At 50.4% G+C, this 24384-nt stretch carries 22 protein-coding genes; 18 read left to right on the forward strand and 4 right to left on the reverse strand.

The genetic code is table 11. From position 1 onward, the window contains the following. Positions 1 to 227 precede the first annotated feature (227 nt). Entirely contained in the window at positions 228 to 983 is a 756-nt protein-coding gene (locus ACKC9G_RS17110) for a hypothetical protein (protein ID WP_411407648.1), read from the forward strand. Positions 984 to 1016: 33 nt separating this feature from the next. On the opposite strand, the gene ACKC9G_RS17115 is transcribed toward ACKC9G_RS17110, so the two are convergent. Continuing rightward, complete coding sequence (locus ACKC9G_RS17115; RefSeq protein ID WP_411407649.1) at positions 1017 to 1382, reverse strand: hypothetical protein; 366 nt, start codon at positions 1380 to 1382, stop codon at positions 1017 to 1019. 368 nt (positions 1383 to 1750) lie between these two features. Between ACKC9G_RS17115 and rpsA the strand changes: the two genes are divergently transcribed. From rpsA to phaR, 3 genes are all read left to right on the forward strand, one after another. Next, positions 1751 to 3406: a 30S ribosomal protein S1 gene (gene rpsA / locus ACKC9G_RS17120; protein WP_411407651.1), complete on the forward strand. Its 1656-nt coding sequence runs from the start codon at positions 1751 to 1753 to the stop codon at positions 3404 to 3406. Between the two features lie 87 nt (positions 3407 to 3493). Continuing rightward, on the forward strand, positions 3494 to 4141 hold the full coding sequence (locus ACKC9G_RS17125; RefSeq protein ID WP_411407653.1) for a hypothetical protein: 648 nt from the start codon (positions 3494 to 3496) through the stop codon (positions 4139 to 4141). A 473-nt stretch (positions 4142 to 4614) separates the two neighbouring features. After that, positions 4615 to 5097, forward strand: a complete 483-nt coding sequence (phaR, locus tag ACKC9G_RS17130) for a polyhydroxyalkanoate synthesis repressor PhaR (RefSeq protein WP_411407655.1) — start codon at positions 4615 to 4617, stop codon at positions 5095 to 5097. Positions 5098 to 5175: 78 nt separating this feature from the next. Here the strand turns inward: phaR and phaC are convergent, their stop codons facing one another. The 3 genes from phaC to ACKC9G_RS17145 all read right to left on the reverse strand — a co-directional run bounded on the left by phaC (position 5176) and on the right by ACKC9G_RS17145 (position 8400). Next, complete coding sequence (gene phaC / locus ACKC9G_RS17135; RefSeq protein WP_411407657.1) at positions 5176 to 6237, reverse strand: class III poly(R)-hydroxyalkanoic acid synthase subunit PhaC; 1062 nt, start codon at positions 6235 to 6237, stop codon at positions 5176 to 5178. Between the two features lie 14 nt (positions 6238 to 6251). Next, positions 6252 to 7343, reverse strand: a complete 1092-nt coding sequence (locus ACKC9G_RS17140; protein ID WP_411407659.1) for a poly(R)-hydroxyalkanoic acid synthase subunit PhaE — start codon at positions 7341 to 7343, stop codon at positions 6252 to 6254. 160 nt (positions 7344 to 7503) lie between these two features. Further along, a complete protein-coding gene (locus tag ACKC9G_RS17145; RefSeq protein ID WP_411407661.1) occupies positions 7504 to 8400 on the reverse strand; it encodes a LysR family transcriptional regulator in 897 nt (298 codons plus the stop codon). A 107-nt stretch (positions 8401 to 8507) separates the two neighbouring features. On the opposite strand from ACKC9G_RS17145, the gene leuC reads away from it, so the two are divergent. The 14 genes from leuC (at position 8508) to ACKC9G_RS17215 (ending at position 24341) form a co-directional block, all read left to right on the forward strand. Beyond that, on the forward strand, positions 8508 to 9929 hold the full coding sequence (leuC, locus tag ACKC9G_RS17150; protein ID WP_411407663.1) for a 3-isopropylmalate dehydratase large subunit: 1422 nt from the start codon (positions 8508 to 8510) through the stop codon (positions 9927 to 9929). 11 nt (positions 9930 to 9940) lie between these two features. Then, positions 9941 to 10579: a 3-isopropylmalate dehydratase small subunit gene (leuD, locus tag ACKC9G_RS17155; protein WP_411407665.1), complete on the forward strand. Its 639-nt coding sequence runs from the start codon at positions 9941 to 9943 to the stop codon at positions 10577 to 10579. Between the two features lie 110 nt (positions 10580 to 10689). Next, the gene (gene leuB, locus ACKC9G_RS17160) at positions 10690 to 11772 is read left to right on the forward strand and encodes a 3-isopropylmalate dehydrogenase (RefSeq protein ID WP_411407667.1); all 1083 of its coding nucleotides are present in this window, start codon (positions 10690 to 10692) and stop codon (positions 11770 to 11772) included. Positions 11773 to 11838: 66 nt separating this feature from the next. After that, on the forward strand, positions 11839 to 12951 hold the full coding sequence (gene asd, locus ACKC9G_RS17165; RefSeq protein WP_411407669.1) for an aspartate-semialdehyde dehydrogenase: 1113 nt from the start codon (positions 11839 to 11841) through the stop codon (positions 12949 to 12951). Between the two features lie 153 nt (positions 12952 to 13104). Next, the gene (locus ACKC9G_RS17170) at positions 13105 to 14079 is read left to right on the forward strand and encodes an Asd/ArgC dimerization domain-containing protein (protein ID WP_411407671.1); all 975 of its coding nucleotides are present in this window, start codon (positions 13105 to 13107) and stop codon (positions 14077 to 14079) included. Between the two features lie 225 nt (positions 14080 to 14304). After that, the gene (locus tag ACKC9G_RS17175) at positions 14305 to 16878 is read left to right on the forward strand and encodes a FimV/HubP family polar landmark protein (protein WP_411407673.1); all 2574 of its coding nucleotides are present in this window, start codon (positions 14305 to 14307) and stop codon (positions 16876 to 16878) included. Positions 16879 to 17040: 162 nt separating this feature from the next. Further along, positions 17041 to 17868, forward strand: a complete 828-nt coding sequence (truA, locus tag ACKC9G_RS17180) for a tRNA pseudouridine(38-40) synthase TruA (protein ID WP_411407675.1) — start codon at positions 17041 to 17043, stop codon at positions 17866 to 17868. Between the two features lie 136 nt (positions 17869 to 18004). Continuing rightward, complete coding sequence (locus ACKC9G_RS17185; protein ID WP_411407677.1) at positions 18005 to 18634, forward strand: phosphoribosylanthranilate isomerase; 630 nt, start codon at positions 18005 to 18007, stop codon at positions 18632 to 18634. Continuing rightward, on the forward strand, positions 18621 to 19838 hold the full coding sequence (trpB, locus tag ACKC9G_RS17190) for a tryptophan synthase subunit beta (protein ID WP_411407679.1): 1218 nt from the start codon (positions 18621 to 18623) through the stop codon (positions 19836 to 19838). Before ACKC9G_RS17185 ends, trpB begins: the two co-directional genes overlap by 14 nt. A 9-nt stretch (positions 19839 to 19847) precedes the next feature. Next, the gene (gene trpA, locus ACKC9G_RS17195) at positions 19848 to 20651 is read left to right on the forward strand and encodes a tryptophan synthase subunit alpha (RefSeq protein ID WP_411407681.1); all 804 of its coding nucleotides are present in this window, start codon (positions 19848 to 19850) and stop codon (positions 20649 to 20651) included. 79 nt (positions 20652 to 20730) lie between these two features. Then, positions 20731 to 21618 (forward strand): acetyl-CoA carboxylase, carboxyltransferase subunit beta, encoded by an 888-nt coding sequence (gene accD / locus ACKC9G_RS17200; RefSeq protein WP_411407683.1) that lies wholly within the window; start codon positions 20731 to 20733, stop codon positions 21616 to 21618. Between the two features lie 100 nt (positions 21619 to 21718). After that, positions 21719 to 23029, forward strand: a complete 1311-nt coding sequence (gene folC, locus ACKC9G_RS17205; protein ID WP_411407685.1) for a bifunctional tetrahydrofolate synthase/dihydrofolate synthase — start codon at positions 21719 to 21721, stop codon at positions 23027 to 23029. A 147-nt stretch (positions 23030 to 23176) separates the two neighbouring features. After that, positions 23177 to 23746, forward strand: coding sequence for an SPOR domain-containing protein (locus ACKC9G_RS17210; protein WP_411407687.1), 570 nt, complete (start codon positions 23177 to 23179; stop codon positions 23744 to 23746). A 100-nt stretch (positions 23747 to 23846) separates the two neighbouring features. Further along, positions 23847 to 24341, forward strand: coding sequence for a CvpA family protein (locus ACKC9G_RS17215; RefSeq protein WP_411407689.1), 495 nt, complete (start codon positions 23847 to 23849; stop codon positions 24339 to 24341). Positions 24342 to 24384: the final 43 nt, after the last annotated feature.

Below are 24384 nucleotides of genomic sequence, written 5' to 3' on the forward strand. Positions count from 1 at the left end.
GGGCTATAGCTCAGCTGGGAGAGCGCTTGCATGGCATGCAAGAGGTCAGCGGTTCGATCCCGCTTAGCTCCACCAAAAGAACTGCCTTTCCTTATCTCTATATCCTTCTCTTTTTTCTCTACCTTCTCTGGTGATTTCTGATCTTGTATTCAGTAAAAAGCCATAACTTACTTGAGTCTCTGTTATCAATCTGGCAGCGTGTAAAAACGTAGTTGTCAGGGGTTTGTATGAAGCGATTGGTTGTGGCGTCTGTGCTTGTTGCGGGCGTGGTGGCTGGTACGGTTTCGTATTTCTTGTTCAAGGGGCAGGATCTCTACCAAGATAATGTGGCTGATTTTGGAAGCTTTGGATATAAAGTGATTCCAATGGCCAGTAGCGGTCGTGCATCTTCTTTTCTGTCCGGGTCTTCCGAGCCTAAGATTTCGCCGGATGACTTGCCTGTGCCTCCATCTAATGTGGCTAGGGTTTATGAGCTGCAGAATCAAAATACGCAGCTTGTTGCGGAGGTTGGGCGTCTTCAGGGTGAAAATAAGGTCTTGCTTAAGGAGACGGAGAAGCTGCGGTCGCAGTTGGATCTCTACAAAGCTCCTATTCTTCCCGCTGGGGTGACTCAGGATTCCATGAAGGGGTTTTTGGTTTCTATTCCTGAAATATCGAGAATGTCCTCTGCTCGTCAGGACTTATCCTCGGCGATGGCTTATCGTGCGTATCTTCGCGTAGTTGATCAGTATGGAGTCTTGCTTACGCCAAATCGGCGGGATCAGCTGTTGCGAACAGGTATAGCAAGGTATGCGTACTGTATCGGAGATGCTGCCAGTTATATTGCTAATAATTCAGCGGAGATGGCTGAGCTTAAGCGGTATCTGGAGACGGGGAAGGGTGAGATGGCCACGGCACTTCAGTCTGATGTGGTGCGGGGATTGGTTCCCTGCAAGAAAGACCTTGATGACTATGTGGCCAATATTCTCATGGCGACAAACTAGATAGTTGTCGCGATTCTTCCAGTATTTAATGACTTATTTGGTCATTTTGCTGAGTGCGGCTTGGCGTTTGGCCTGCTCGCGTGCTTTCTTTTCGGCGGCTTTTGCTGCCTTCTTGTCTTTGAAAGACTGCTCGCGCTCTGTTTGGAACTGCTCGTAGCTTTCCTGGCGTGACTTGTCTTTATCGCGTTTGTTTTTAGCCTGCTCTTTTAGCTCTTCTTTTAATTGAGAATTGTTTTCCTCAATTTCGGCGCTCAATTCAGCAAGACGTTCTTGCTTTTCGCGACTCATGGTTTCTTCAAGAGCCTGCAGTTTGGCAATCTGGGTTTCGAGATCCAACGTGTAACTCTCCGCCTGCAGCGAGGTGATTTTCTTTAGAAGGGTGAAAAAAACGAGCGTCATTGTAGCCAATATATCTGTATTTGGCTATGTCGTTTATGAATGAATTTTCGATTTTTTCAATGAAATTGAGCTTATTAACGGTAAAAAGGATCAAATGTGCAGGTGGTGGTGCTTGGGTGTGTAACATCTCCCGAATGGTTTTTTACTTAGAGCGGACTGCTGTTCATAGAAAGTGTGTGATCTCGTGAGTGTCTTTCATGCTGTGCAGGTTTGTTTGCGTAATAGAATTCCTGTACAATTTTGGCCCACTTGTCCCGGGATGGATATTTGAGCCAGCGCATCTACCCGGACCATAAAAGAAACTACCCCTGTTGATGCTGGCCAGCAGGTGAATCTGATCACTTTGTGATCTCAATTCGGAATCTAACATGACTGAATCTTTTGCCGAACTCTTTGAAGCTTCCTTAAAAGAACTTGAGATGCAGCCTGGCTCACTTGTTGAAGGTGAGATCATTGCAATCGATAGTGACTGGGTAACCGTAAACGCTGGCCTCAAGTCTGAGTCCATCATCCCACGCAGCCAGTTCATCAACGAGAAAGGTGAGCTTGAAGTTGCTGTTGGCGATACTATCAAGGTTGCTCTGGAAGCTGTCGAAAACGGCTTTGGTGAAACCCGCCTGTCCCGTGAAAAAGCTAAGCGTGCTGAAGCATGGTCCGTTCTGGAAAAAGCTTTTGAAGAAGATGAGACCGTTAAAGGTGTTATCAGCGGTAAGGTTAAGGGTGGTTTCACTGTTAACATCATGAACATCCAAGGCTTCCTGCCTGGTTCTCTGGTAGATGTTCGTCCAGTTCGTGACGTTGACTACCTGGAAGGCAAAGAGCTTGAGTTCAAACTGATCAAGCTGGATGCCAAGCGTAACAACATCGTTGTTTCCCGTCGTGCAGTTCTGGAAGCGGCTAACAGTGCTCAGCGTGAAGAGCTGCTGGCTACTCTGCAGGAAGGTCAGGTTGTTAACGGTATCGTTAAAAATCTCACCAACTACGGTGCGTTTATCGATCTGGGCGGTGTTGATGGTCTGTTGCACATCACCGATATGGCGTGGAAGCGTATCAGCCACCCAAGCGAGATGCTGACTCCTGGTGACGAGCTGACTGTTAAGATCATCAAGTTTGATCGCGAGTCCGGCCGTCTGTCCTTGGGTCTGAAACAGCTGAGCAACGATCCTTGGGATGATATCGAATCTCGTTACCCATCAGGTGCTCGCGTTAAGGCTGTTGTTACCAATCTGACTGACTACGGCTGCTTTGCTGCACTGGAAGAAGGTATCGAAGGTCTGGTTCACGTTTCAGAAATGTCCTGGACCAACAAAAACATCCATCCTTCCAAAGTCGTTCAGGTAGGTGATGATGTTGAAGTGATGATCCTGGATATCGACACCGCGCGTCGTCGTATTTCTCTGGGTCTGAAACAGTGCCAGGAAAACCCATGGGTAACCTTCTCCAGCACCTATAAAGCTGGTGACAAGGTTCAGGGCAAAATCAAGACTATCACTGACTTCGGCGTGTTCGTTGGTCTGGAGTGGGATCTTGATGGTCTGGTTCACGTATCTGATCTGTCCTGGGATGCTGATAACGAAGCTCTGCTGCGTCAGTTCAAGAAAGGCGACGAAGTTGAAGCAGTTATCCTGGCAGTAGATCCTGAGAAAGAGCGTATCTCTCTGGGTATCAAGCAGCTGGATAGCGACTTCTTCTCTGAGTATGCTGCAGCTAACCCCAAAAACACCAAAGTAACTGGTCAGGTTAAAGAAGTTGTTAGCGATAAAGAAGCGCTGATCACTCTGGCTGACGGTGTTGATGGTGTTCTGAAGTCTGATACTGCTGGCATGAACGTTGGTGACAGCGTTGAAGCTATGGTTGTTAATGTTGATCGCAAGCAGCGTGTTATCTCTCTGTCTACCAAAGCTCTGGAGCAGGCAGAAGAGCGCGCAGCACTGCAGAATGTTCGCAACCAAGAGCCTGCTGAAGGAACTGGTCCTACCACTATCGGTGACCTGATCAAGCAGCAAATGGCTAGCCAAGGCTAATCTCGCCTCGAGATCAGCTTGATCAAGAGGGCCGCCTAGTGCGGCCTTCTTCTGTTTGTGAACTTAGCTTTGTAGGTCCCGTCATAAATGTCCGACGCTGCCGTTACTACCTATCTCATCAAGGCTTTCTGGAGCCAGGTCGAAACCACGATTGACTGGGTGATTAATCGCTCAGGCGCTGTTCACGTGCATGTAGACGATATTCTTTATGGTTATGAGCGTCTGCTTAAGCAGATTGACTCTAACCTTACTTTGCATATGACACATGCTATACCGGAAGACTCCATGGAGATGGTAATTGGTTGTGACGGATATGCAGAATCCATTTCCAGCGTGATGAGCCTTGTTCAGGCTGCGCCGGTATTGGGAAATCTCAAGGTTCGCGCTTTTCACGATCGTTTGTCTGATATTCCAACGTCGATTGAAACCAGTGAAGAAGAGCTGAAGCTTGAGGACATCTGGTTTCATATCAGTCAGTCCGCTGATGGTTTGTTCCTCAGTCTGTTTATCAAAGAGTTCAGCGGGCTTGATGAGGATAATCGCGTTGAGGCTGTTATGTATTATCTGGACGCCTTCATCGGTGAGTTTGATATGATGACGCGGGTTTCAACATTAAACTGGTATGGCTTACCACCGGAACCGCTTGATTTTGGATTGAAGCCGCTGAACGAGCTTCGGCACGATTTTGATTTGCTTCGCACTCAGGTTAAGCCTGTAGGCGTTACTTTGCATTGATATAGACCTTGATGCATCAAGATCGGCTCTTGGTGATGTGTGGGTAAAGCCTATAAAAAATAAAGCGACTCTTGAGTCGCTTTATTTTTTATTCTCTGATGGCTCTAGCACATAAAGTGCATGGCTTCAGGCATTTTCATTAGTTATTGGAGAGGATGCAAACGCTCTCGCTATCGTCTTCTTCTACTGCTGAGTAGGTGGCAACGTTATTCATGGTGAATCCTGTTTCCGTGGATGAGTGTTTTATTTAAAAGGAATTATACTAAGGTCTAATCTATGTATCCAGTCTGTAAATGCCCGAGAGTGTTCAATTGTTATACAAGTTTGTTATAAGAGTTGACTGCTTATTTCCGGGTTATGGAGCTCTACGATGATGGCGGCCTTAGTCATCATGCATTAGAGTAGTGATATTGCCCTGTTGGATTGATGATTCATCCTGCAGAAGGTTCACCCTTGATCTGGTCGGGAGTGGTATGAGAATTCTCAGGAAATATACCAATCGACGTCTCTATGACACCTCGCGTAGCTGTTATATCACTCTGGAAGACGTCAAGCAGTTAGTCCTCGATAACGAGGCATTCAAGGTAGAAGATTCCAAGACGGGCGTAGATCTCACAAGAAATATCCTACTGCAAATTATCAGTGAGCAGGAGGGGCAGGGTGGGAGCGCTTTGCTGACCAATCAGGTTTTACAGCAGTTGATTCGCTTTTATGGTGATTCAATGCAAGGACTGATGGCTCAGTATCTCGAGCACAGTGTTGGTGCTTTCCTTGAGCATCAGGAGCGTATCCGTGAACAAATGGAGAGCATGATGAGTGCGGCGAATCCATTAACTGTCATGAATAGGATTGCGGATCAGAACATGGCCATGTGGCAGATGTTCACTCACGGCTTTGATCGTAATAAGAAAGGCGCTGATCCCAAAGCGGATGTGTCACAGCCTGAAGAAGAGTAGTTCGCTCTATTGGCTCTAGGTATTGAATATAGAAAGCCCCGCATGGCGGGGCTTTTTTCGTTGCAGGCTTAGGGTTGTTTAGTCCCTTGAGGCAAGCCAGCTGGAGATCTTTTCCGGAATTTCTTTTTGTGCGCGACTACTAACAAATATGCCGATATGACCCGCCTTAAAGGCAAACTCTTCATAGTCCTTGCTGCCAACGTGCTGCTTTAAGGGTGTAGAAGCTGAAGGTGGGACTAAGTGGTCATGGGTGGCATACATGTTAAGGACAGGGCTTTTAATGCTATTCAGATTTACTGTGCTGTCGCCAATCTTCGCTTCGCCCTTCACCAGAAGATTTTGCTGGAAGAACTGCTTAATGAACTGACGGAAAGCTTCACCAGCCTGATCAGGGCTATCGTAAATCCATTTTTCCATCCGCAGGAAGTTGATCGCCTTTTCCGGCGTTTCGAGATTGGCAGGCATGCCAAGATTTTTCTGAATGCCGAGGCGCATTGGCATCAAGGAGTTGTAGGCGTCATTCAGTACTGTGCCAGGAATGTTGCCATAGGTATCGACAGCCAAGTCGGTATCGACTTCCCGTGCCAGATGGGAGAGTAGGTTCTCGGGTGTATGGAAATCGACGGGCGTCACCATGGTGATCAGATTTTTGACCTTGTTAGGATAGAGGCTGCTATAGCACAGGCTTAAGGTTCCACCCTGACAAATACCCAGCAGGTTGATGCTTGAGGCTTTGCTGATTTCGCAGATCCTATCGACGCAGTTATTGATGTAGCCATGAACGTAGTCATCCAGATCCAGATAACGATCTGCAGGATCCGGATAGCCCCAGTCGATGATATAGACGTCGAGTCCCAGCTTTAGGAGTCCGCTTATCAGGGAGCGGTCATGCTGTAAATCCACCATGTAGTATCGATTGACTAACGCATAGCAGATCAGCAATGGGGTTTTGATCTTGGGTTTGCCGCTGCTGTAGCGATACAGGGTCAGCTTGTCTTCTTCGTAAACCACCTCTTTAGGGGTTGGGCCAACTTCAATGTCACTGATTTGATGTAGCGTCTGGAAGCTCTTGACCAGGTTGGCATTATAGTCTGCAAGTTCCTGAGCGATCTTTTGTGGATCGAGTTTCAAACCTTTCATCGCAGTCCTCTCCCTTAGGCTTTAGGTGTCGTCCCTGAAGTGGATTTGGTGGTTCGGCGTCGTGTGCTGCCTGAGCTGCTTTTAGGGGTTGCGGATGTTGTCTTGCGTGATGAGGCTGTGCTGGAGCTGGTACTTTTGGTGGCAGCTTCAGAATTGGCTGGCTTGGCTTGTTTTTCAAGCAGAGCTGCCTGATCCTTCACCTGTTTTCGCAGTTCGCTGATTTCTTCCTGCATTGCGGACAGGTGCCGGTGAACGGTACGTAATTCTTTGCGTGCATCATGCTGTCGCTTGAGTGCTGTATTCATTTCCAGGCGTGTTGGCATGCCCAGAGTTTTAAGCTGCATATCGCGCATGTCGATGTTGTATTTACGAATCGCCATAAAAGCATTGCTCAGGCGCCCATGTGCGTGACGATAATCATCAGTGAATACCAGCTTCTGATAACACTGCTCATAGCAATCTACCCAGAGATCGTGAAGTTCGCCAAGCGAGGTGACTTCGACCTCTTCCTGGTCGAGCTTTTCCAGCATTAATTTAGTGGTATCAGCGTTGATGGAGCCATAAAGCTCTGCATAGCGAGTGAACGATTCCTGAAAGTCCAGCCAGAGCCTTGAGCCATGCTGTATCTTTTCCTGAAACTCGCGATTTGAGCCGACGCTAGGCATGTCTAGCTGGCTTTTCAGGCCTGTCATGAACGCGTTATCGAAAAGCAGGTCATCCTGAAAGCTGTGAGTTTTGAACAGGGCGGTGAATTGCTCTGGTAAGGCATACTCTTTAAGCAGGTTGTCGATGACCTGCTTTTGCATCAGGCTGCTGAACTGTTTTAGAAGGGTTTCGGAGCCCATCTGAGGCTGGAAGTTCTGCCAGCTCTTCAGCATTTCTTCGCCTATGGAGGTGAACCATTCTGTTTGTTTGCTCATATCCTGGAAGGCGTCTCGTGACTGACCGTTAAAAGTCTGTCCGGCAAAGGTCTTCCAGTTATCCATAAACCCTTGCCATGGCGGGGTTTGGTATCCCGCTGACGTCGTGTTCTCGGCGAGCTTTTGCCAATACTCCTGCTGCGCTTCAATCCACTTGTCCAGGCCAAAAAAAGGGTTGGCTTCCATGGTCTCCTCCTTTGATTAAGATTGGCACTACTGAAATCATTTTGCGCTGCACAACGAAACTCGACAAGTCCTAAACCGGCCAAGGCTGTTACGGTCTTGATCTGTCTCAGCAGAAAATCAGGTTGTTGAGCCGGGTGTGAGTCAATGAACAGCAACAGAACTACTCTGCTGTTGTTTCATTTGTATGGTCTCGAAGCGTTTGCATAAAGGCTTCTGCCGCATTGGACAAAGTGCGCTCACGATGTCGTATGTAACCCAGCGGTCGATCAATGGGTTTATCCAACAGAGGGAGAAGGCACAAACCTTCGCTCAGTTTAGAGGGAAGAAGGCTCCAGCCTTGTCCAATTTGCACCAGCATTCGAATGGTATCGAGGTTGTTGGTCGTCATCCCAAGCTTTAAGCGTAGCTCATGTTCTTTTAAAAGTTCTTCCAGTCGCTGTCGGGTAAAAGTGCGCTGATCCGGAAGAATGGCTTCATATTCAGCGAGCTGCTGAAGTGTCAGAGCCTCTGCTTGTGCCAGTGGGTGATGTTGGCTGCACACAAAGCGAAGCTCGTCATCCCAGATAGAGATGCTTTCAAGGCGTGGGTCTGGGTCGGGTGCAAGGGTGATGATAGCCAGCTCAAACTCGCCTTTTAGCACTCCCTCATAGGCCTTTTCGGATTCGCCAAAGCGGATGTCCAGTCGCACGTTAGGATATTGGTGAGCAAAGGTTTCCAATACCGGCGGAAGTCGATGAAGGCCTATGTGATGACTGGTTGCGAAGGTCAGCGTGCCAGCAATTTCACCATCAAGGTTGTCAAGCGCGCGACGGGTGTCTTCCATCATGTCGAAGAGTAAATAGCTGCGTGCAAGTAGCAATTTGCCTGCTTCAGTTAACTGGATTTGTCGGCCGACCCTGTCAAAGAGTCGCTTGCCCAGCTGCTCTTCTAATCCTGCGATACGTTTAGAGATGGCTGGCTGAGTTAAAAAGAGTCGCTCAGCGGCTTGCGAAAAGGAGCGGCTTTCAGCCACTGCAATGAAGGCGTGTAAAACCTGAGTGTCAAATGTATTCCCCATGGGAATTCCTAAAATAAAAATTATGAATTTGTTTTATTCTAGCTCGACTAATAGCATGAGCAACATAACTAGATACATTCACCGTGATGTGTGGACTGAGGTGTGTAATGACCGCCAAGACCTTGTACGACAAATTGTGGGATGCCCATTTGGTGCATCAGAACGAAGATGGCAGCGCGTTGATCTATATCGATCGACATTTACTGCATGAAGTCACTTCTCCGCAAGCGTTTGAAGGTCTGCGACTTGCGGGCCGTAAGCCCTGGCGTCTGGCGAATAACCTGGCCACTCCTGATCATAATGTTCCCACTACGGTTGATGAGCGTGCTCGCGGCATTGATGGTATCGCAGACCCTGTGTCGAAAACGCAGGTGCAAACGCTGGATGCTAACTGTGAAGAGTTTGGTATTCAGGAGTTTGCGATGGGTGATATCCGTCAGGGTATCGTGCACGTCGTTGGCCCTGAGCAGGGCGCGACGCTGCCCGGTATGACCGTAGTGTGCGGTGACTCTCATACCTCTACCCATGGTGCTTTCGGCGCACTGGCGCACGGTATCGGCACCTCTGAAGTTGAGCACGTGCTGGCGACTCAGTGTCTGGTGGCCAAGAAGATGAAAAGCATGCTGATCCGTATTGACGGCAAGCTTGCCAAGGGCGTGACGGCGAAAGACCTCGTCCTTTATGTCATCGGTAAAATCGGTACTGCAGGCGGTACTGGTTACGCTGTTGAATTTGCGGGTGAGGCTATTCGTCATCTGAGCATGGAAGGTCGTATGACCATCTGTAATATGGCGATCGAAGCGGGTGCCCGTGCCGGTATGGTGGCAGTGGATCAAACCACGATTGATTACGTTAAAGGCCGTCCCTTTGCGCCTCAGGGGGATAACTGGGAAAAAGCCGTGACTTACTGGAACACGCTTCACTCCGATGAAGGCGCAAGCTTTGACAAAGTGATTGAGCTTCAGGCAGCGGACATCCATCCGCAGGTTACCTGGGGTACTTCACCGGAAATGGTTACCGATGTGTTCGGTATTGCGCCCAAGCCTGAAGAAGAGAGCGATGGCATCAAACGTATGGCCATCGAGCGTGCGCTTAAATACATGGGCCTGCAGGGTGGTCAGCGCGTTCAGGATATTCAGCTCGATCGCGTCTTTATCGGCTCTTGCACTAACTCCCGTATCGAAGATTTGCGCGAAGCCGCTGAAGTCGTCAAAGGCAAAAAAGTCGCTGCGACGCTCAAGCAGGCAATGGTTGTTCCGGGTTCTGGTTTGGTGAAACAGCAGGCGGAAGCCGAAGGGCTGGATAAGATTTTCGTTGAAGCGGGCCTTGAATGGCGTGAGCCAGGCTGCTCCATGTGTCTGGCGATGAATGCCGACAAGCTGGGGGTGGGTGAGCATTGTGCTTCTACCTCTAACCGTAACTTCGAAGGACGTCAGGGCTTTGGTGGCCGTACTCACCTGGTGAGCCCTGCCATGGCGGCGGCCGCAGCCATTGCCGGTCACTTTGTTGATATCCGTGAGTGGAACTAAGGAGCGCCCCGATGAAAGCATTTACTCAGCATCAAGGTATTGTGGCGCCGCTTGATCGTGCCAACGTCGATACCGACATGATCATTCCTAAACAGTTTTTGAAGTCCATCAAGCGTACTGGCTTTGGCAAAAACCTGTTTGATGAACTGCGTTACATGGATGAAGGTCAGCCTGATCAGGATTGCTCCGCGCGTCCATTGAATGAAAGCTTTATGCTCAACCAGCCTCGCTATAAACAGAGCACCATTTTGCTGGCGCGTGAGAACTTTGGCTGTGGCTCAAGCCGTGAGCATGCGCCGTGGGCGTTGGATGACTATGGTTTTCGTGCGGTCATCGCGCCATCCTTTGCCGATATTTTCTACAATAACTGCTTTAAAAATGGCCTGTTGCCTATCAGCTTAAGCGCTGAACAGGTGGAAGAGTTGTTCAAAGCAGTCGAGGCCAACGAAGGCTATCAGCTGGAAATTGATCTTGCTGCACAAGTTGTGCGCAAGCCCGATGGCGGTGAGTTTGCCTTTGAAGTGGATGCGTTTCGTCGCCACTGCTTGCTGAATGGTCTGGATGAAATCGGCCTGTCATTGCAGCAGGATGCGGCCATCCATGCCTATGAAGAAAAACGTAAAGCGCAGGCGCCCTGGCTTTTCAGCTAAGCTTGCAGCTTTAAACGTCTGAAGAAACACCGCACCATTCTGCGAGAGTGGTGCGGTGTACGTGTGTTTAATGAACTCTACGGGCTATGGCCCACGAAAAGGATTCGATGATGACCAAGAAAATTCTTGTCCTGCCAGGTGATGGCATTGGTCCTGAAATCATCAATGAGGCTGTTAAAGTCCTGAAAGTGGTCGACAGCAAGTTTGATCTGGCGCTTGAGCTTGACGAAGCGCTGCTGGGTGGCGCGGCAGTGGACGCCACAGGCGTACCCATGCCAGAGGAAACACTGACCAAAGCTAAAGCTGCTGATGCGGTGCTGCTGGGTGCCGTCGGTGGTCCTAAGTGGGACAAGATTGAGACGGCCAATCGCCCTGAACGTGGCCTACTGGGTATTCGTTCCAACCTTAAACTCTTTGCTAACCTGCGCCCGGCGATTCTTTACCCGCAGCTGGCCGATGCTTCTTCACTGAAGCCTGAAATTGTCAGCGGTCTGGATATCTTAATTGTGCGCGAACTGACCGGCGGCATCTATTTTGGTCAGCCACGGGGCATTCGCACACTGGAAAATGGTGAGCGCGAAGGCTTTAACACTTATGTGTATTCCGAGTCTGAGATTCGCCGTATCGCCCATGTTGCCTTTGATCTGGCGCGCCAGCGTAACCGTAAAGTTTGCTCCATTGATAAATCCAACGTGCTGGAAGTGACTGTGTTGTGGCGCGATGTCATGGAAGAAGTAGCGAAGGAATATCCTGACGTTGAACTGAGCCACATGTACGTCGATAACGCCGCCATGCAGCTGGTACGTGCACCCAAACAGTTTGACGTGCTGGTGACCGGCAACATGTTCGGTGACATCCTTTCGGATGAAGCGGCAATGCTAACGGGTTCCATCGGCATGCTGCCAAGCGCCTCCCTGGATATCAATGGCAAGGGCATGTACGAACCCTGTCATGGTTCAGCGCCTGATATCGCCGGACAGGGGATTGCCAACCCCTTGGCAACCATCCTTTCAGCTGCCATGATGTTGCGTTACACCTTTAAGGAAGGTGAGGCTGCCGATGCTATTGAACAAGCGGTCAGCAAGGTTCTGGATCAGCAGCTGCGTACAGCAGATATCTGGTCAGAAGGCATGCAGAAAGTGAGCACGTCAGCAATGGGTGATGCTGTCATCGCGGCACTGCAAGCAAGCTAAATACTACTAATAGAGAACGAAAGGGGCGCATTTGTCGCCCCGTATTCTGTGAGAACGAAAATGTCCATGATGCGTGTAGGTCTGGTTGGTTGGCGGGGCATGGTTGGCTCCGTCCTTATGCAGCGAATGCTGGAAGAGCGTGATTTCGATCATATCGATCCCATTTTCTTCACCACCTCTCAGGTGGGTAAGACCGGACCTGCTATTGGAAAAGACATTCCCACCCTGAAAGATGCCTATTCCATTGATGATCTGAAGACGCTGGACGTTGTCATTACCTGTCAGGGCGGTGACTACACCAATGATGTTTACCCACGTCTGCGTCAGGCGGGCTGGAATGGCTACTGGATTGATGCGGCTTCCAGTCTGCGCATGGACAAAGATGCCATCATCGTACTGGACCCGGTTAACCAGTCTGTTATCAAACAAGGTTTGGTGGACGGTGTTAAAACTTACGTCGGTGGTAACTGTACCGTTAGTCTGATGTTGATGGGCTTGGGTGGTCTTTTTGAACGTGGACACGTTGAGTGGATGACCGCGATGACCTATCAGGCGGCTTCTGGTGCAGGCGCGCAGAACATGCGTGAACTGCTGAACCAGATGGGTACTCTGCGTCAGGGTGTTGCCGCTGAACTGGACACTCCTTCCAGCGCTATTCTTGATATCGACCGTAAAGTCGCTGAGCTGATGCGCTCTGACAGCTTCCCCACAGATAACTTTGGTGTTCCTCTGGCAGGTAGCTTAATTCCATGGATTGATAAAGAACTGGAGAATGGTCAGTCGCGTGAGGAATGGAAGGCTCAGGCTGAAACGAACAAGATTCTTGGCCTCTCGGGTGCACCGATCCCTGTTGATGGTATTTGCGTGCGCATCGGTGCTATGCGTTGTCACAGCCAGGCACTGACCATCAAGCTCAAGCAGGATATTCCTGTCGATGAGATTGAAGGAATGCTTGCTGCTCATAACGACTGGGTAAAAGTGGTGCCTAATCACCGTGATGTCACTATCACTGATTTAACCCCCACTGCAGTGACTGGAACACTGACAGTACCGGTTGGTCGTATTCGCAAGTTGAATATGGGTCCACAGTATCTGGGAGCCTTTACCGTGGGTGACCAGTTGTTGTGGGGGGCCGCAGAGCCGCTTCGCCGGATGCTGCGAATCCTCTTGGAAGATTAGGTCTTACCTCAATGCAAACCCGGCTTAGGCCGGGTTTGTTGTTTTGGTGGAGCTTGTCAGTTGTGTTGCCAGCCAGTAGAGTGCCCACCTTCATATTAACTGCAGAAACGTGTACTGCTTCTGTAGAACATGCTTTAGCCCGGGAATAGTCAGATGAAAGAGAAGTTGGATATCGCCATTGTTGGCGCCACAGGTGTGGTCGGTGAGTCGTTGCTGGAGTTACTGGAATCCAAAGAGCTGTCAGTTGGAAAGCTGGTGCTTCTCGCTAGCGACCGTTCCTTGGGAAAGGTTATGTATTTCAAAGAGCGTTCCATCAAAATCCAGGATGTGGCGACCTTTGACTTTTCATCCGTTAATGTGGCGATTTTTGTCGCGGCAGCCGATGCGTCGGAAACCTTTGTGCCTAAAGCAATCAGTGCTGGCTGTAAGGTTATTGATGCCAGCAGCTACTCCCGCAGCAATGCGAATATTCCGCTTTACGTTGAAAATATCAGTACTGAAGCCTTGGGGCAGAGTGCTCATATTGCGGTTGCGGATTCTTCAGCAGCTATCGTTAGCCAGGTAATGACAGCCGTGCAGCAAGTTACCCAGATTAACCGTGCTGATGTGCTGGTATACCAGGCCGCTTCAGGCGCTGGTCGTGAAGCAGTGGAAGAGCTGGTTAAACAGACCGTGCATATGATGAGCGGCAAGGGCCGCGAGGATGCGCCTCGTGAGCTGATGCCTGCTACGCTTGGTTTTAATGTGATTAAAACTGATGAAGCCTATGATCAGCAGCTGGCCAGTGAGGTTGTGCGTCTCACCACTATTGATGCCGGCTCCGTGATGGTCTCTTCAGCCTGGGTGCCTGTTATCTATGGGTCTGGCTTCATGTTGCATTTGGATCTGGCCGAAGCCCTGAGGGAAGAACAGCTCTCTACAGCTATAAACGCTATAGCAGATCTCAGCTGGACCAAGGAAGTGGTTACGCCAGCGGACCAGGCCGCTGGTAAAGAGCAAATCCTTGTTCAGTTAGCCCAGCAGCATCCTCACAACGCCAAGCGCATTGCGCTCTGGTGTGTTGCCGACAATATCCGTAAAGGTGTCGCTGCTAACATTCTTAGCGCAGTATCCGCATTACAGGGCTAAGAATGTCTCTCTGACTAAGTTGTCTAACTGTTTGAATCGCCATTGATTCCGGCTTTTCCTCCAGTTAGACACAGCGTGTCACAATGCATATACTCGAAACGCAAGCTCTATGCTAAGTGCTGCTACTTTGCTTATGCCATGCACTCAGCGCAGCTTCTGTCGTTCCTCATTTTTTAGTACTGTGATGAGGTTCATAAGGATGATTACAGAGGGTCAGGACGTCGAATGCTGCGTAAAATAGCAACGAGTGTTCTACTGGCTGGTGCTTTTTATGCACCAGCTTCATGGGCCTTGTCCCTGGGGGAAGCCTCTCTGGGCTCCTATATTGATCAGCCTCTTAATGCCGAACTCCCCCTGAATGATGTAGGAAGTGTCGATCTTTCTCAGATGCAAGTGCGCCTGGCTGATCGCTCTGCCACACCGGCATCTGCCTTATTATCAAGTATCCGTTTGCAATTAATGACTCGTAATGGTCAGGCATTTATTCGTGCGACCAGTTTACGGCCCGTTGATACGACCTATCTGAATTTTATTGTTGAAGTGACCTGGCCCCAAGGGAGTCGTGCACGCGAATACACCCTGTTCTTTGATCCGCCTCCTGCTTCAGTCCAGCTCATTGGTAATTTGCCAGCAGGGGCTCAGGCTGCTTCGGATTATCGAACACCTGACCGCCCTTTTAGCGGAGGTGTTCCAGATAACTCTCCCGCGGAACCTGTGATCTCGAAAGTGCCCGCTGAGACCGTTCAAACCCAATCTGTGCCGGGTAAGTCGGTACGAGTCGGGAGAGCTGATACTCTCTGGTCAATTGCTCTTAAAAATCGTCCTGTCTCCGGTGTTAGTCCTCAGCAGGTCATGCTGGCTTTCCAGCGGGTTAATCCTGATGCATTCATAAATGGCAACATTAATCAGATTAAGCGTGGCTCAGTACTTAAGATTCCTTCCTTGCAGGAAATTCGTAAGCTGAATTTTGATCAGGCACTGAAAGAAGTCGCCCGTCAAAACCGTCTATGGCGAACCCGGGGCGCAGCGCCGAAAGCCAAAGCTGCTTTGACGAATAAAAAAGCAGAAACTCCCGCACCTAAAGTCGAACCAAAGGAACAGGGTCAGTTACGTCTTACAACGCCGAAAGCGGAGGAAGCTGCTACTGCGACTGACGGAACAGGTGATGGTCGAATTCCGGACGTTAATAGCCGCTTTAAAAGCTTACAAGACAAGCTGAGTCTGACGCAGGAAGAACTGGATAAAACTAAGAGCGAGTACGCGGATACCAAGAGCCAGCTGGCAGATATGCAGGCTCAGATTGATGTGATTACTAAGCTCCTTACCGCCAAGAATGAAGAGCTAGCCGGTTTACAAAGTTCGCTTAAGTCAACGCAAACGGATAATGATGACTTGCGTAAACGTAATGCTGAGCTTGAGGCAATGCTCAAACAACAGCAGGAAGCGCAAGCTCAGACTGTAGAGGCCCCAAAAGAGGATGAGAAGAAGGAAGAGCCTGTCACTCCTGCGGCCTCTGAAGATTCACTGGCCGGAATTCCTCTGACGTATTTGATCGCTGGGGCAGCAGCACTGGTTGCTTTACTGATTGGTTTACTGCTTTGGCTGCGGAAGCGCTCAGGTTCGGACGAGGACTCTACTGAGAAAATCCGTCGGGAGCTTGAAGAGCAGATGCAGGCCCGTAACCAGATGGCGGATGCCGCTACAGGGGCCGCCGCTGGAGCAGCAGCTGCCGCTTATATTGATGCGCAGTCGATGTCGGAGGAGCCGGAGTTTGAAGAGGTGGACCCGCTCGATGGTTTTGACGAACTCTTTGATGAGGATCTGGACCTCGATATGGAGTCTCCCGATCCAACGGATCCTTTCAATGCGGCAGATGATCCTTTTGATCTGGATGAAGAGATTGATGAAGACGCCGGTTCAGATATCGAGAGCGAAATCGAAGCGCTTGCAGCAGCCAGCGACCCTTTAGCAGATATCGACCTTGATCTTGATGATTCTGAAGAAGAAACAAGCTCTTTGCTCGAAGAGGCTGAAAATGAAGCAGCGGGCGTTTTCCCTGAAGAGTCAGTTGATGAAAGTGCTGCTGAGGAAGTCAGTGATTCAGATCTTGATGACCTTCTCAATGAGGCAGCCGCAGAGCAAGAAGAACAGTCAGAGGTGGAGACGAGCCGGCAAATTGGCGAGTTTGATGAGGATGACCTGGCACAGAGCGTTTCTCTGGATGTCAGTGATACGCCAGAGCAGGATGAAGAAGCCTTTGTGCAGACACTGATGCAGGAAAATAATATCGCATCAGATGAGCCTGACATTGATAGCGAGCCAGTAGCTGAGGTTTCCGAGGCCACAGAAGATGCGCTTCCTGAACCAGAGGATGAATTTGGTCAGGATGATATTGATGCTTTGCTCGATCAGGATGACGGGGCTGCAGATGATGAATCTATCCCGGATCTTGAAGAAGTTGCAGATCTGAGCGAGCTGGATGACCTGGATGATGTTCTGGTCGAAGATGAGGCCGTCATCGAAGATACTGATCCCAATATGCTAAGCCTGGATGAAGAGCTGGATGCGCTTCTTGCTGAGGCAGATCAAGGCGGCTTTGTTGAGGAGGAAGCGTTGGGCGAAGAGGATTTTACTTTCCTCTCCGGCGCAGATGAAGCGGCGACAAAGCTGGACTTGGCCAGAGCCTATCTGGATATGGAAGATATTGACGGTGCGCGCGACATCCTTCAGGAGGTCATGAGCGAGGGCTCGGAAGTACAACAACAGGAAGCGCAAGAGCTGCTAGCTTCACTGGGTTAAATACAATGTGATATTGGCCCCGGTGCTTTGAGAGGTGCCGGGGTTTTTTATTTTTCCTCAGGTAGGCAACTTGCCTTTTAGGTTGGTTGCGAACACAGCGATAAGTAATTCAGTGGCCAGAACCTGATTTTTTCCGGTCAAAACAACAGAGTAGTGGTGTGCATGCAGCAGAGTGACGCTCCTGCCCTCTATAGGGTGGCTTTGGGAGTTGAGTATGACGGCAGCCGGTTTTATGGGTGGCAGTCACAGAAATCAGGAATTCGCACAGTACAGGCCGCGCTAGAACAGGCGCTGGCGCATGTGGCAAACGAGCCTGTGAATGTCGTTTGTGCCGGTCGGACAGACGCGGGGGTTCATGGTAGCGAGCAGGTTGTTCACTTTGAAACTCACGCCTTTCGGGAAATGCGTGCCTGGCTATTCGGTACTAACTCCAGACTTCCTGATGATGTTTGCGTCAAGTGGGCGAGTCCGGTTGATGACAGTTTTCATGCTCGCTTCAGCGCTCGAAACCGCCGGTACCGCTACGTGATCTTTAGTGATCAGGTCCGTCCCGCTGTCATGAGCAAACAGGTGACCTGGACATACAAAACGCTCGATGTTCAGCGGATGCAGAAAGCGGCCAACTATCTGTTGGGTGAGCACGACTTTACCTCTTTTCGTGCTGTTCAGTGTCAGGCGAAAAGTCCGGTGCGCACTTTGATGCACCTTCGCGTTGAGCAGGTGGGTGGCTATGTCGTTCTGGATGTTAAAGCGAATGCATTCCTGCATCATATGGTGAGAAATCTCGCTGGCGTGCTGATCAAGATCGGTGCGGGTGAGGCAGAACCTGAGTGGGCAAAAGAAGTGCTTGAGGCTCGGGATCGAACCCAAGGCGGAGTGACTGCGCCTCCTTACGGTCTGTATCTGGTGCAGGCGGGATATCCTGACTTTGAACTGCCGCAACAGCCGTTGGGGCCACACTTTCTGCGTGGGCTGATTTCTGATGACTAGCCAGAACCGTATGGCCTATGTGAAATCAAGCAAGGAATAAGGCTTAGCGTTCACCCAATATAATCGCAAGTTGTTGTTATCTTGGGGTGTATCCCTTGTTCTGGTAACATGCCCTCATTTTGGAACCGTTCACACTATGGCACGTACCCGGGTCAAGATATGCGGAATTGGTACACTTGAGGATGGTCTTGAGGCCATTGATGCAGGTGCAGATGCGTTAGGTTTTGTTTTTTACGCCAAAAGTAAACGCAACATTGATATCGAACGATGCCGGGCGATCACCTCCAAACTTCCACCGTTTATCGAAAAAGTGGGCTTGTTTGTAGACGCTGAGGTTACTTTCGTAGCCCAGGCTGTGAAGGAAGCCGGGCTTTCGTTACTGCAGTTTCATGGTGATGAGACGCCCGAGTATTGTGAGCAGTTTTCTTTACCCTATATAAAAGCGGTGCGGATGAAACCAGGTGTTGATCTTCACAAGATCGCACAGGAGTTCATGAGTGCCCAAGCGCTTCTGGTTGATGCCTACCAGCCTGGAATACCTGGTGGTACCGGACAAACGTTCAATTGGGATGTTTTGCCCAGTGCGTTGGCTAAGCCCATTATTCTGGCGGGTGGCTTAACGCCGCAGAATGTCGAACAAGCTATTACACAGGTTCATCCCTACGCTGTAGATGTCAGTGGTGGTGTTGAGTCTGCACCTGGCAGCAAGTCTGCTGATTTGATTAGTAAATTTATGCAAGGGGTGTTTCGCAGTGACGCACGTTGATCCCAAAGATTTGATCAATCTCCCAGATGAGCGGGGGCATTTTGGTCCCTACGGTGGACGTTTCGTCTCAGAAACCCTGATGGCCGCGCTCGAGGAGCTGACCGCTACTTACGAGGAAATGTGGAAAGACCCTGAGTTCATCGAAGAGTTTGACCGCGACCTGAAATACTACGTTGGCCGTCCTTCGCCGCTTTACCATGCTGAGCGTCTTTCTCGCGAGTTGGGTGGTGCGCAGATTTATCTCAAGCGTGAAGATCTGAACCATACCGGCGCGCACAAGGTAAACAACACCATTGGACAGGCGCTACTGGCGAAGAAAATTGGCAAGCCCCGCATCATTGCCGAGACGGGCGCCGGCCAGCATGGCGTTGCTTCTGCAACGGTAGCTGCGCGCCTGGGCCTTGAATGTGTTGTCTATATGGGTGAAGAGGATATTCGTCGTCAGGCACTCAATGTGTACCGGATGAAGTTGTTGGGCGCCAAAGTGGTTCCTGTGACTTCTGGTACTAAAACGCTCAAGGATGCCCTTAACGAAGCGATGCGTGACTGGGTCACTAATATCGACAATACCTTCTATATCATTGGTACTGCGGCTGGCCCTCATCCTTATCCAAAAATGGTACGTGATTTCCAGTCTGTGATTGGTCGTGAAGCTCGCGAACAGTGCCTCGAACAAGCGGGTCGCCTGCCGGATGCTGTAATTGCCTGTGTCGGTGGTGGCTCCAACGCGATTGGAATGTTCTATCCCTTTATTGAAGATACTTCCGTGCGCATGATCGGTGTTGAAGCAGGTGGTCATGGTCTTGAGACTGGTGAGCATGCGGCTCCGTTAACCGCAGGGCGTCCTGGTGTACTGCATGGAAACCGCACCTATCTAATGGCGGATGATGCCGGTCAGATTCAGGGCACTCACTCGGTTTCAGCCGGTCTGGATTATCCAGGTGTTGGACCTGAGCATGCATGGCTTAAAGATACCGGGCGTGCAGAATACGTTGCCGCGACGGATGATGAAGCCATGAATGCTTTCCGTATGCTGACCCGGGTTGAAGGTATCATGCCTGCGCTGGAGTCTAGCCATGCGGTCGCTCATGCGATCAAGATTGCGCCTACTATGCCTAAAGACAGTATTCTGGTCGTCAACCTTTCAGGTCGTGGTGACAAGGATATTCATACTGTAGCAGCCATCGATGGCATTGATGTCTAAGGAATCAAGATGAGCCGCATAGCGACCTGTTTTAGTGAGTTGAAAAGCCAGGGCCGTCAGGCGCTGATCCCTTATATCACTGCTGGTGATGGTGGTCAGTCGCTGACAGTTCCGCTGATGCATGAGATGGTAAAAGCTGGTGCTGATGTGATTGAGCTGGGCATTCCCTTCTCTGATCCCATGGCTGATGGTCCGGTCATTCAGTTAGCTTGTGAGCGTGCGCTTAAGCACGGCACACGGTTGGCGGATGTGCTGGACATGGTAAAATCCTTTCGCCAGCAAGATGATAAAACCCCGGTAGTTTTGATGGGGTATATGAACCCTGTCGAAATGATGGGTCATGAGGTCTTTGCTGATGCTGCTGCGGCGGCAGGTATTGATGGCGTTTTGCTGGTGGATATGCCACCTGAAGAAGCAGAAGAGATGCCGCAGTTATTGAAAGATCGTAATATCGACACGATCTTCCTGCTGGCGCCAACCAGTCAGAAATCACGTATCAAGGCCGTTGAAAAAGCGGGCAGTGGCTATGTCTATTATGTCTCTCTTAAAGGCGTAACGGGCTCTGCCATTCTGGATACGGCTGACGTTGAGCGGCAGGTGGCTCGTATTCGTGAAGATGTCTCTCAGCCTGTCGGCGTAGGTTTTGGTATTCGTGATGCCGCGTCTGCAAAAGCCGTGGCGGCAGTCGCGGACGGTGTTATCGTGGGCAGTGTGCTCGTGAATAAGATGGCGGAGTATCAGGAGGACAGTGCGGCGATTCTGCGTGAAGTGCCTGCCATCCTGAATGATATGCGCCAGGCAATGGATTCCTGACAAGAATAGAAAAGTGTTAGCTCAGCAGAAACGGTAGGGTGGTTTACCACTGTTTGTTGCCGAAGAGCTCGGAGAACTTATGAGTAACTGGCTAGAAAAAATTGTTCCTTCTCTGGTGCGTGTTCAGCGTAAAACGACCGCATCTTCAGTGCCTGAAGGGCTTTGGAAGAAGTGCCCAAAGTGTGAGGCTGTACTGTACAAGCCTGAGCTGGATAAAAGCCTGGATGTTTGCCCCAAGTGTGACCATCACATGCGAGTCAGTGCTCGCCGTCGTCTGGACATCTTTCTGGATGCGGAGAATCGCAATGAAATCGGTGCAGAAGTCGAGCCGACAGATCGTCTGAAGTTCCGCGATACCAAGCGTTATCGTGATCGTATTCAGAGTGCTCAGCGTGACACCAATGAGAAAGATGCGCTGATTGCTATGAGCGGTACGGTCGATGGTCTGCCCATCGCTGCTGTGGCTTTTGAATTTAGCTTTATGGGCGGATCCATGGGTTCCGTCGTGGGTGAGCGTTTTGTTCGCGCCGCAACCTATGCGCTCGAAAATCGGGTACCACTGGTTTGCTTTGCAGCCTCCGGTGGTGCGCGTATGCAGGAAGCGCTTTTCTCCCTGATGCAGATGGCCAAAACCAGTGCTGCCCTTGAGAAACTTAAGCAGGCAGGCATCCCTTATATTTCTGTGCTTACTGACCCTGTGTTTGGCGGTGTATCAGCGAGTCTGGCAATGTTGGGTGATCTGAATATTGCCGAGCCTAACGCGCTGATCGGCTTTGCCGGCCCGCGTGTTATCGAGCAAACCGTTCGTCAGAAGTTGCCTGAAGGCTTCCAGCGTTCCGAGTTCCTGCTGGAGCACGGTGCAATTGACATGATCGTTCATCGTAAACATATGCGTGAGCGTGTTGGCGGAATGCTTCGCAAGTTCTCACACCTGCCACAGATTCAGGTAGAGACAGAAGAAGAGTAAGTACTCTTTGCGCTTTTTTAAGCCGACCTTGTCTTGCTGACATCGTCGGCTTTTCATTTCTCACCCCAGACGGGGTCGCCGGAAGCTGATCGGTATCATCATGTCAGAGTCTAAGCAAAGCCTTTCGCAGTGGCTGTCGTGGATGGAACAACAACATCCGAAAGCGATTGATCTTGGTCTTGAACGGGTCAGTCGTGTCTGGCAGGCACTGGGTCAACCCGAGGTCGCCAAAAAGATCGTTACTGTTGGCGGTACCAATGGCAAAGGCTCCACGGTCACTTACTTGCGTGATTTGTGCTGCGCTGCGGGCTATCGTGTTGGTGTTTATACATCCCCTCACTTCCTGCGTTACAACGAGCGCATCTGGCTTGAGGGTAATGAGGTTTCGGATGAAGCTCTATGTGAGGCTTTCGAGACGATTCATGCCTGCTCGCAAAAACTCGATCCTCAAATGACGCTGACCTATTTCGAAATGGGCACACTGGCGGCGCTGTGGCTACTTGCCCGCGAGTCTTTGGATCTGGCGATTCTGGAAGTGGGTCTGGGTGGTCGACTGGATGCCGTCAATATTATTGATGCCGATATTGCGGTACTGACTTCAATCGATATTGATCATGCGGATTGGCTGGGTACTGACCGGGAGAACATTGGCTACGAAAAGGCGGGTATTTTTCGCCCTGGTGCCCTGGCTATCTGTGCTGAGCCTGATATGCCAGCGTCCATTGCGCGTCATGCCTCGATGTTGGGAGCGCAGCTTATTCGTATTGGTGAGCAGTTCGGTATCTCCGAGGAGCCAGAAGGTTACCGCTGTTTTGGCGTGTTGCCCAATGGCGCACCATGGTTTCTTGACAGCATCGAACAGCCAGGACTGCCCGTTCGAAACATGGCCCCCGCGTTGCAAGCTGCTTCGTGGCTGGGGATGTTGCCTGCTTCGGTCGATGTTACGCGCAATACACTCAAGAATGCTTCGCTACGCGGGCGTTTTCAGCAAGTCTTTTGGCAGGGGCGGCATTGGATGCTGGATGTCGCGCATAACCCGGAAGCTGCACGCCATATGGCTCAGTGGCTTAAGAAACGCGCTCCTGAGCGTAAGGTACTGGCATTGTGCGGCATGCTGGCTGACAAGGACTGCAAAGGTGTATTTAAGGCGCTGATTTCCTCCGTCAGTCACTGGCAGCTGATTGGTTTAGATGGCCCCCGTGGACAGACTGCAGTACAACTTGAGGGATTGCTTCAGACCGAGATGGAAGGACATTCCAACGTTGCCAGCCATAGCAGTTCATCGGATCTTAATGCCGCAACGAAAGATTTAATCGCGATCAGTGAGCCTGAAGATTTGATTCTGGTTTTTGGCTCATTTGTCACTGTGACCGGGATGCTGGGGTTGCTCGAGTCGCAACCTGATCACTAAGCCGAAGGCGGTTTTGCCCAACTCGGTTAAATGTCAAACCTATAAGGATTTAACATGCCTGCTGAATTTCGGTATCGGATAGTCGGCTCAATTGCTCTGGTTATTGTGATTGGCATCTGGGCAATTAGCTTCTGGGACGGAGATGGAATGTCATCTTTACCTCAGCTGCAGCAGGAAGTCCCGGATCGTCCCTCAGTTCCGACAGCGAATACCACTGAACCACAACAGCCGGTGGCTCCGATTGCTGAATCACAAGCGCCAGCACCTATCGCTAAGAATGATGATCAGATCATGGTCGAAGCACCACCCGGTCTGGCGACAGACAACGGTGGTGATGCTTCTCCGACAGCTACTAAAACCGGAGCAGCTCAATCTGACACCGCTCAGGTTTCAACAGCGCCAGCCGCGCCCGCTGAGCCTGTGAAAGAAGAGGTTAAAACGCCGGCTCCAGAGCCCGTTGCTGAAGTAAAAACCGATACGAACGGCGCCCCTGTGTCCTGGTCTTTGCAGGTGGCAAGTTTCAAGGATGAGCAAAATGCTGATCGACTAATGAATAAGCTTAAAAGCCAGGGCTTCAAATCCTATCAGGCGCTTAATGGCGGGCTTCATAAGGTTTACGTTGGGCCAGAGCTTGATAAAGATGCGCTGAATGCGATTAAGGATCAGGTGAAGTCCAAATTTAAACTGAATGGCTTTGTCGTGCGTTATCAGCCCTGAAAATCGCCAAAAACCATGTGAATGGTCGGATTTATAAGTGTTCGTGTACAGCGGTAGTGCTTCTGTTAGAATGCGCACGCCATCGCTATAGGAGTCAGGAATGAACTGGGCCGATTGGGTCATTTTAGGGGTCATCGGACTGTCCGGTATTATTAGTCTCACGCGTGGTTTCATGCGCGAAGCTATGTCCCTGATTACCTGGGTTGTCGCATTCATTATTGCCAGGCTCTTTACCGATCAGTTAGCTGTTATTCTCGCTCCCTATATCCAGACACCCTCTATTCGCGTTGCCAGCGCTTTTATTGCGTTGTTTATCGTCAGTCTGATTATTGGTGCGATGGTCGGGTATCTGGTGGGTCAGTTGGTGAAGGCTACCGGACTTAGCGGTACTGATCGTGTTCTTGGCATAGTATTTGGTGTTGCTCGAGGATGTATTCTCGTGGTCGTTGCTGTCGCCATGTTATCCTACACCCCTGTAGTGAATGACCTTTGGTGGCAGAGCTCACGCCTTATCCCCGAGTTCAAAATGATGGAATCCTGGTCACTGTCACTTCTGAAAGATGTGTCAGGGGCTGTACTGTCGGTTGGACAATAACTCCCCGAGAGTCGCTGGCTGCCTTGCGCAGTCACATGTTAGT

It is taken from the genome of Pokkaliibacter sp. CJK22405 (genome assembly GCF_046614695.1).
Taxonomy (GTDB): Bacteria; Pseudomonadota; Gammaproteobacteria; order Pseudomonadales; family Balneatricaceae; genus Pokkaliibacter.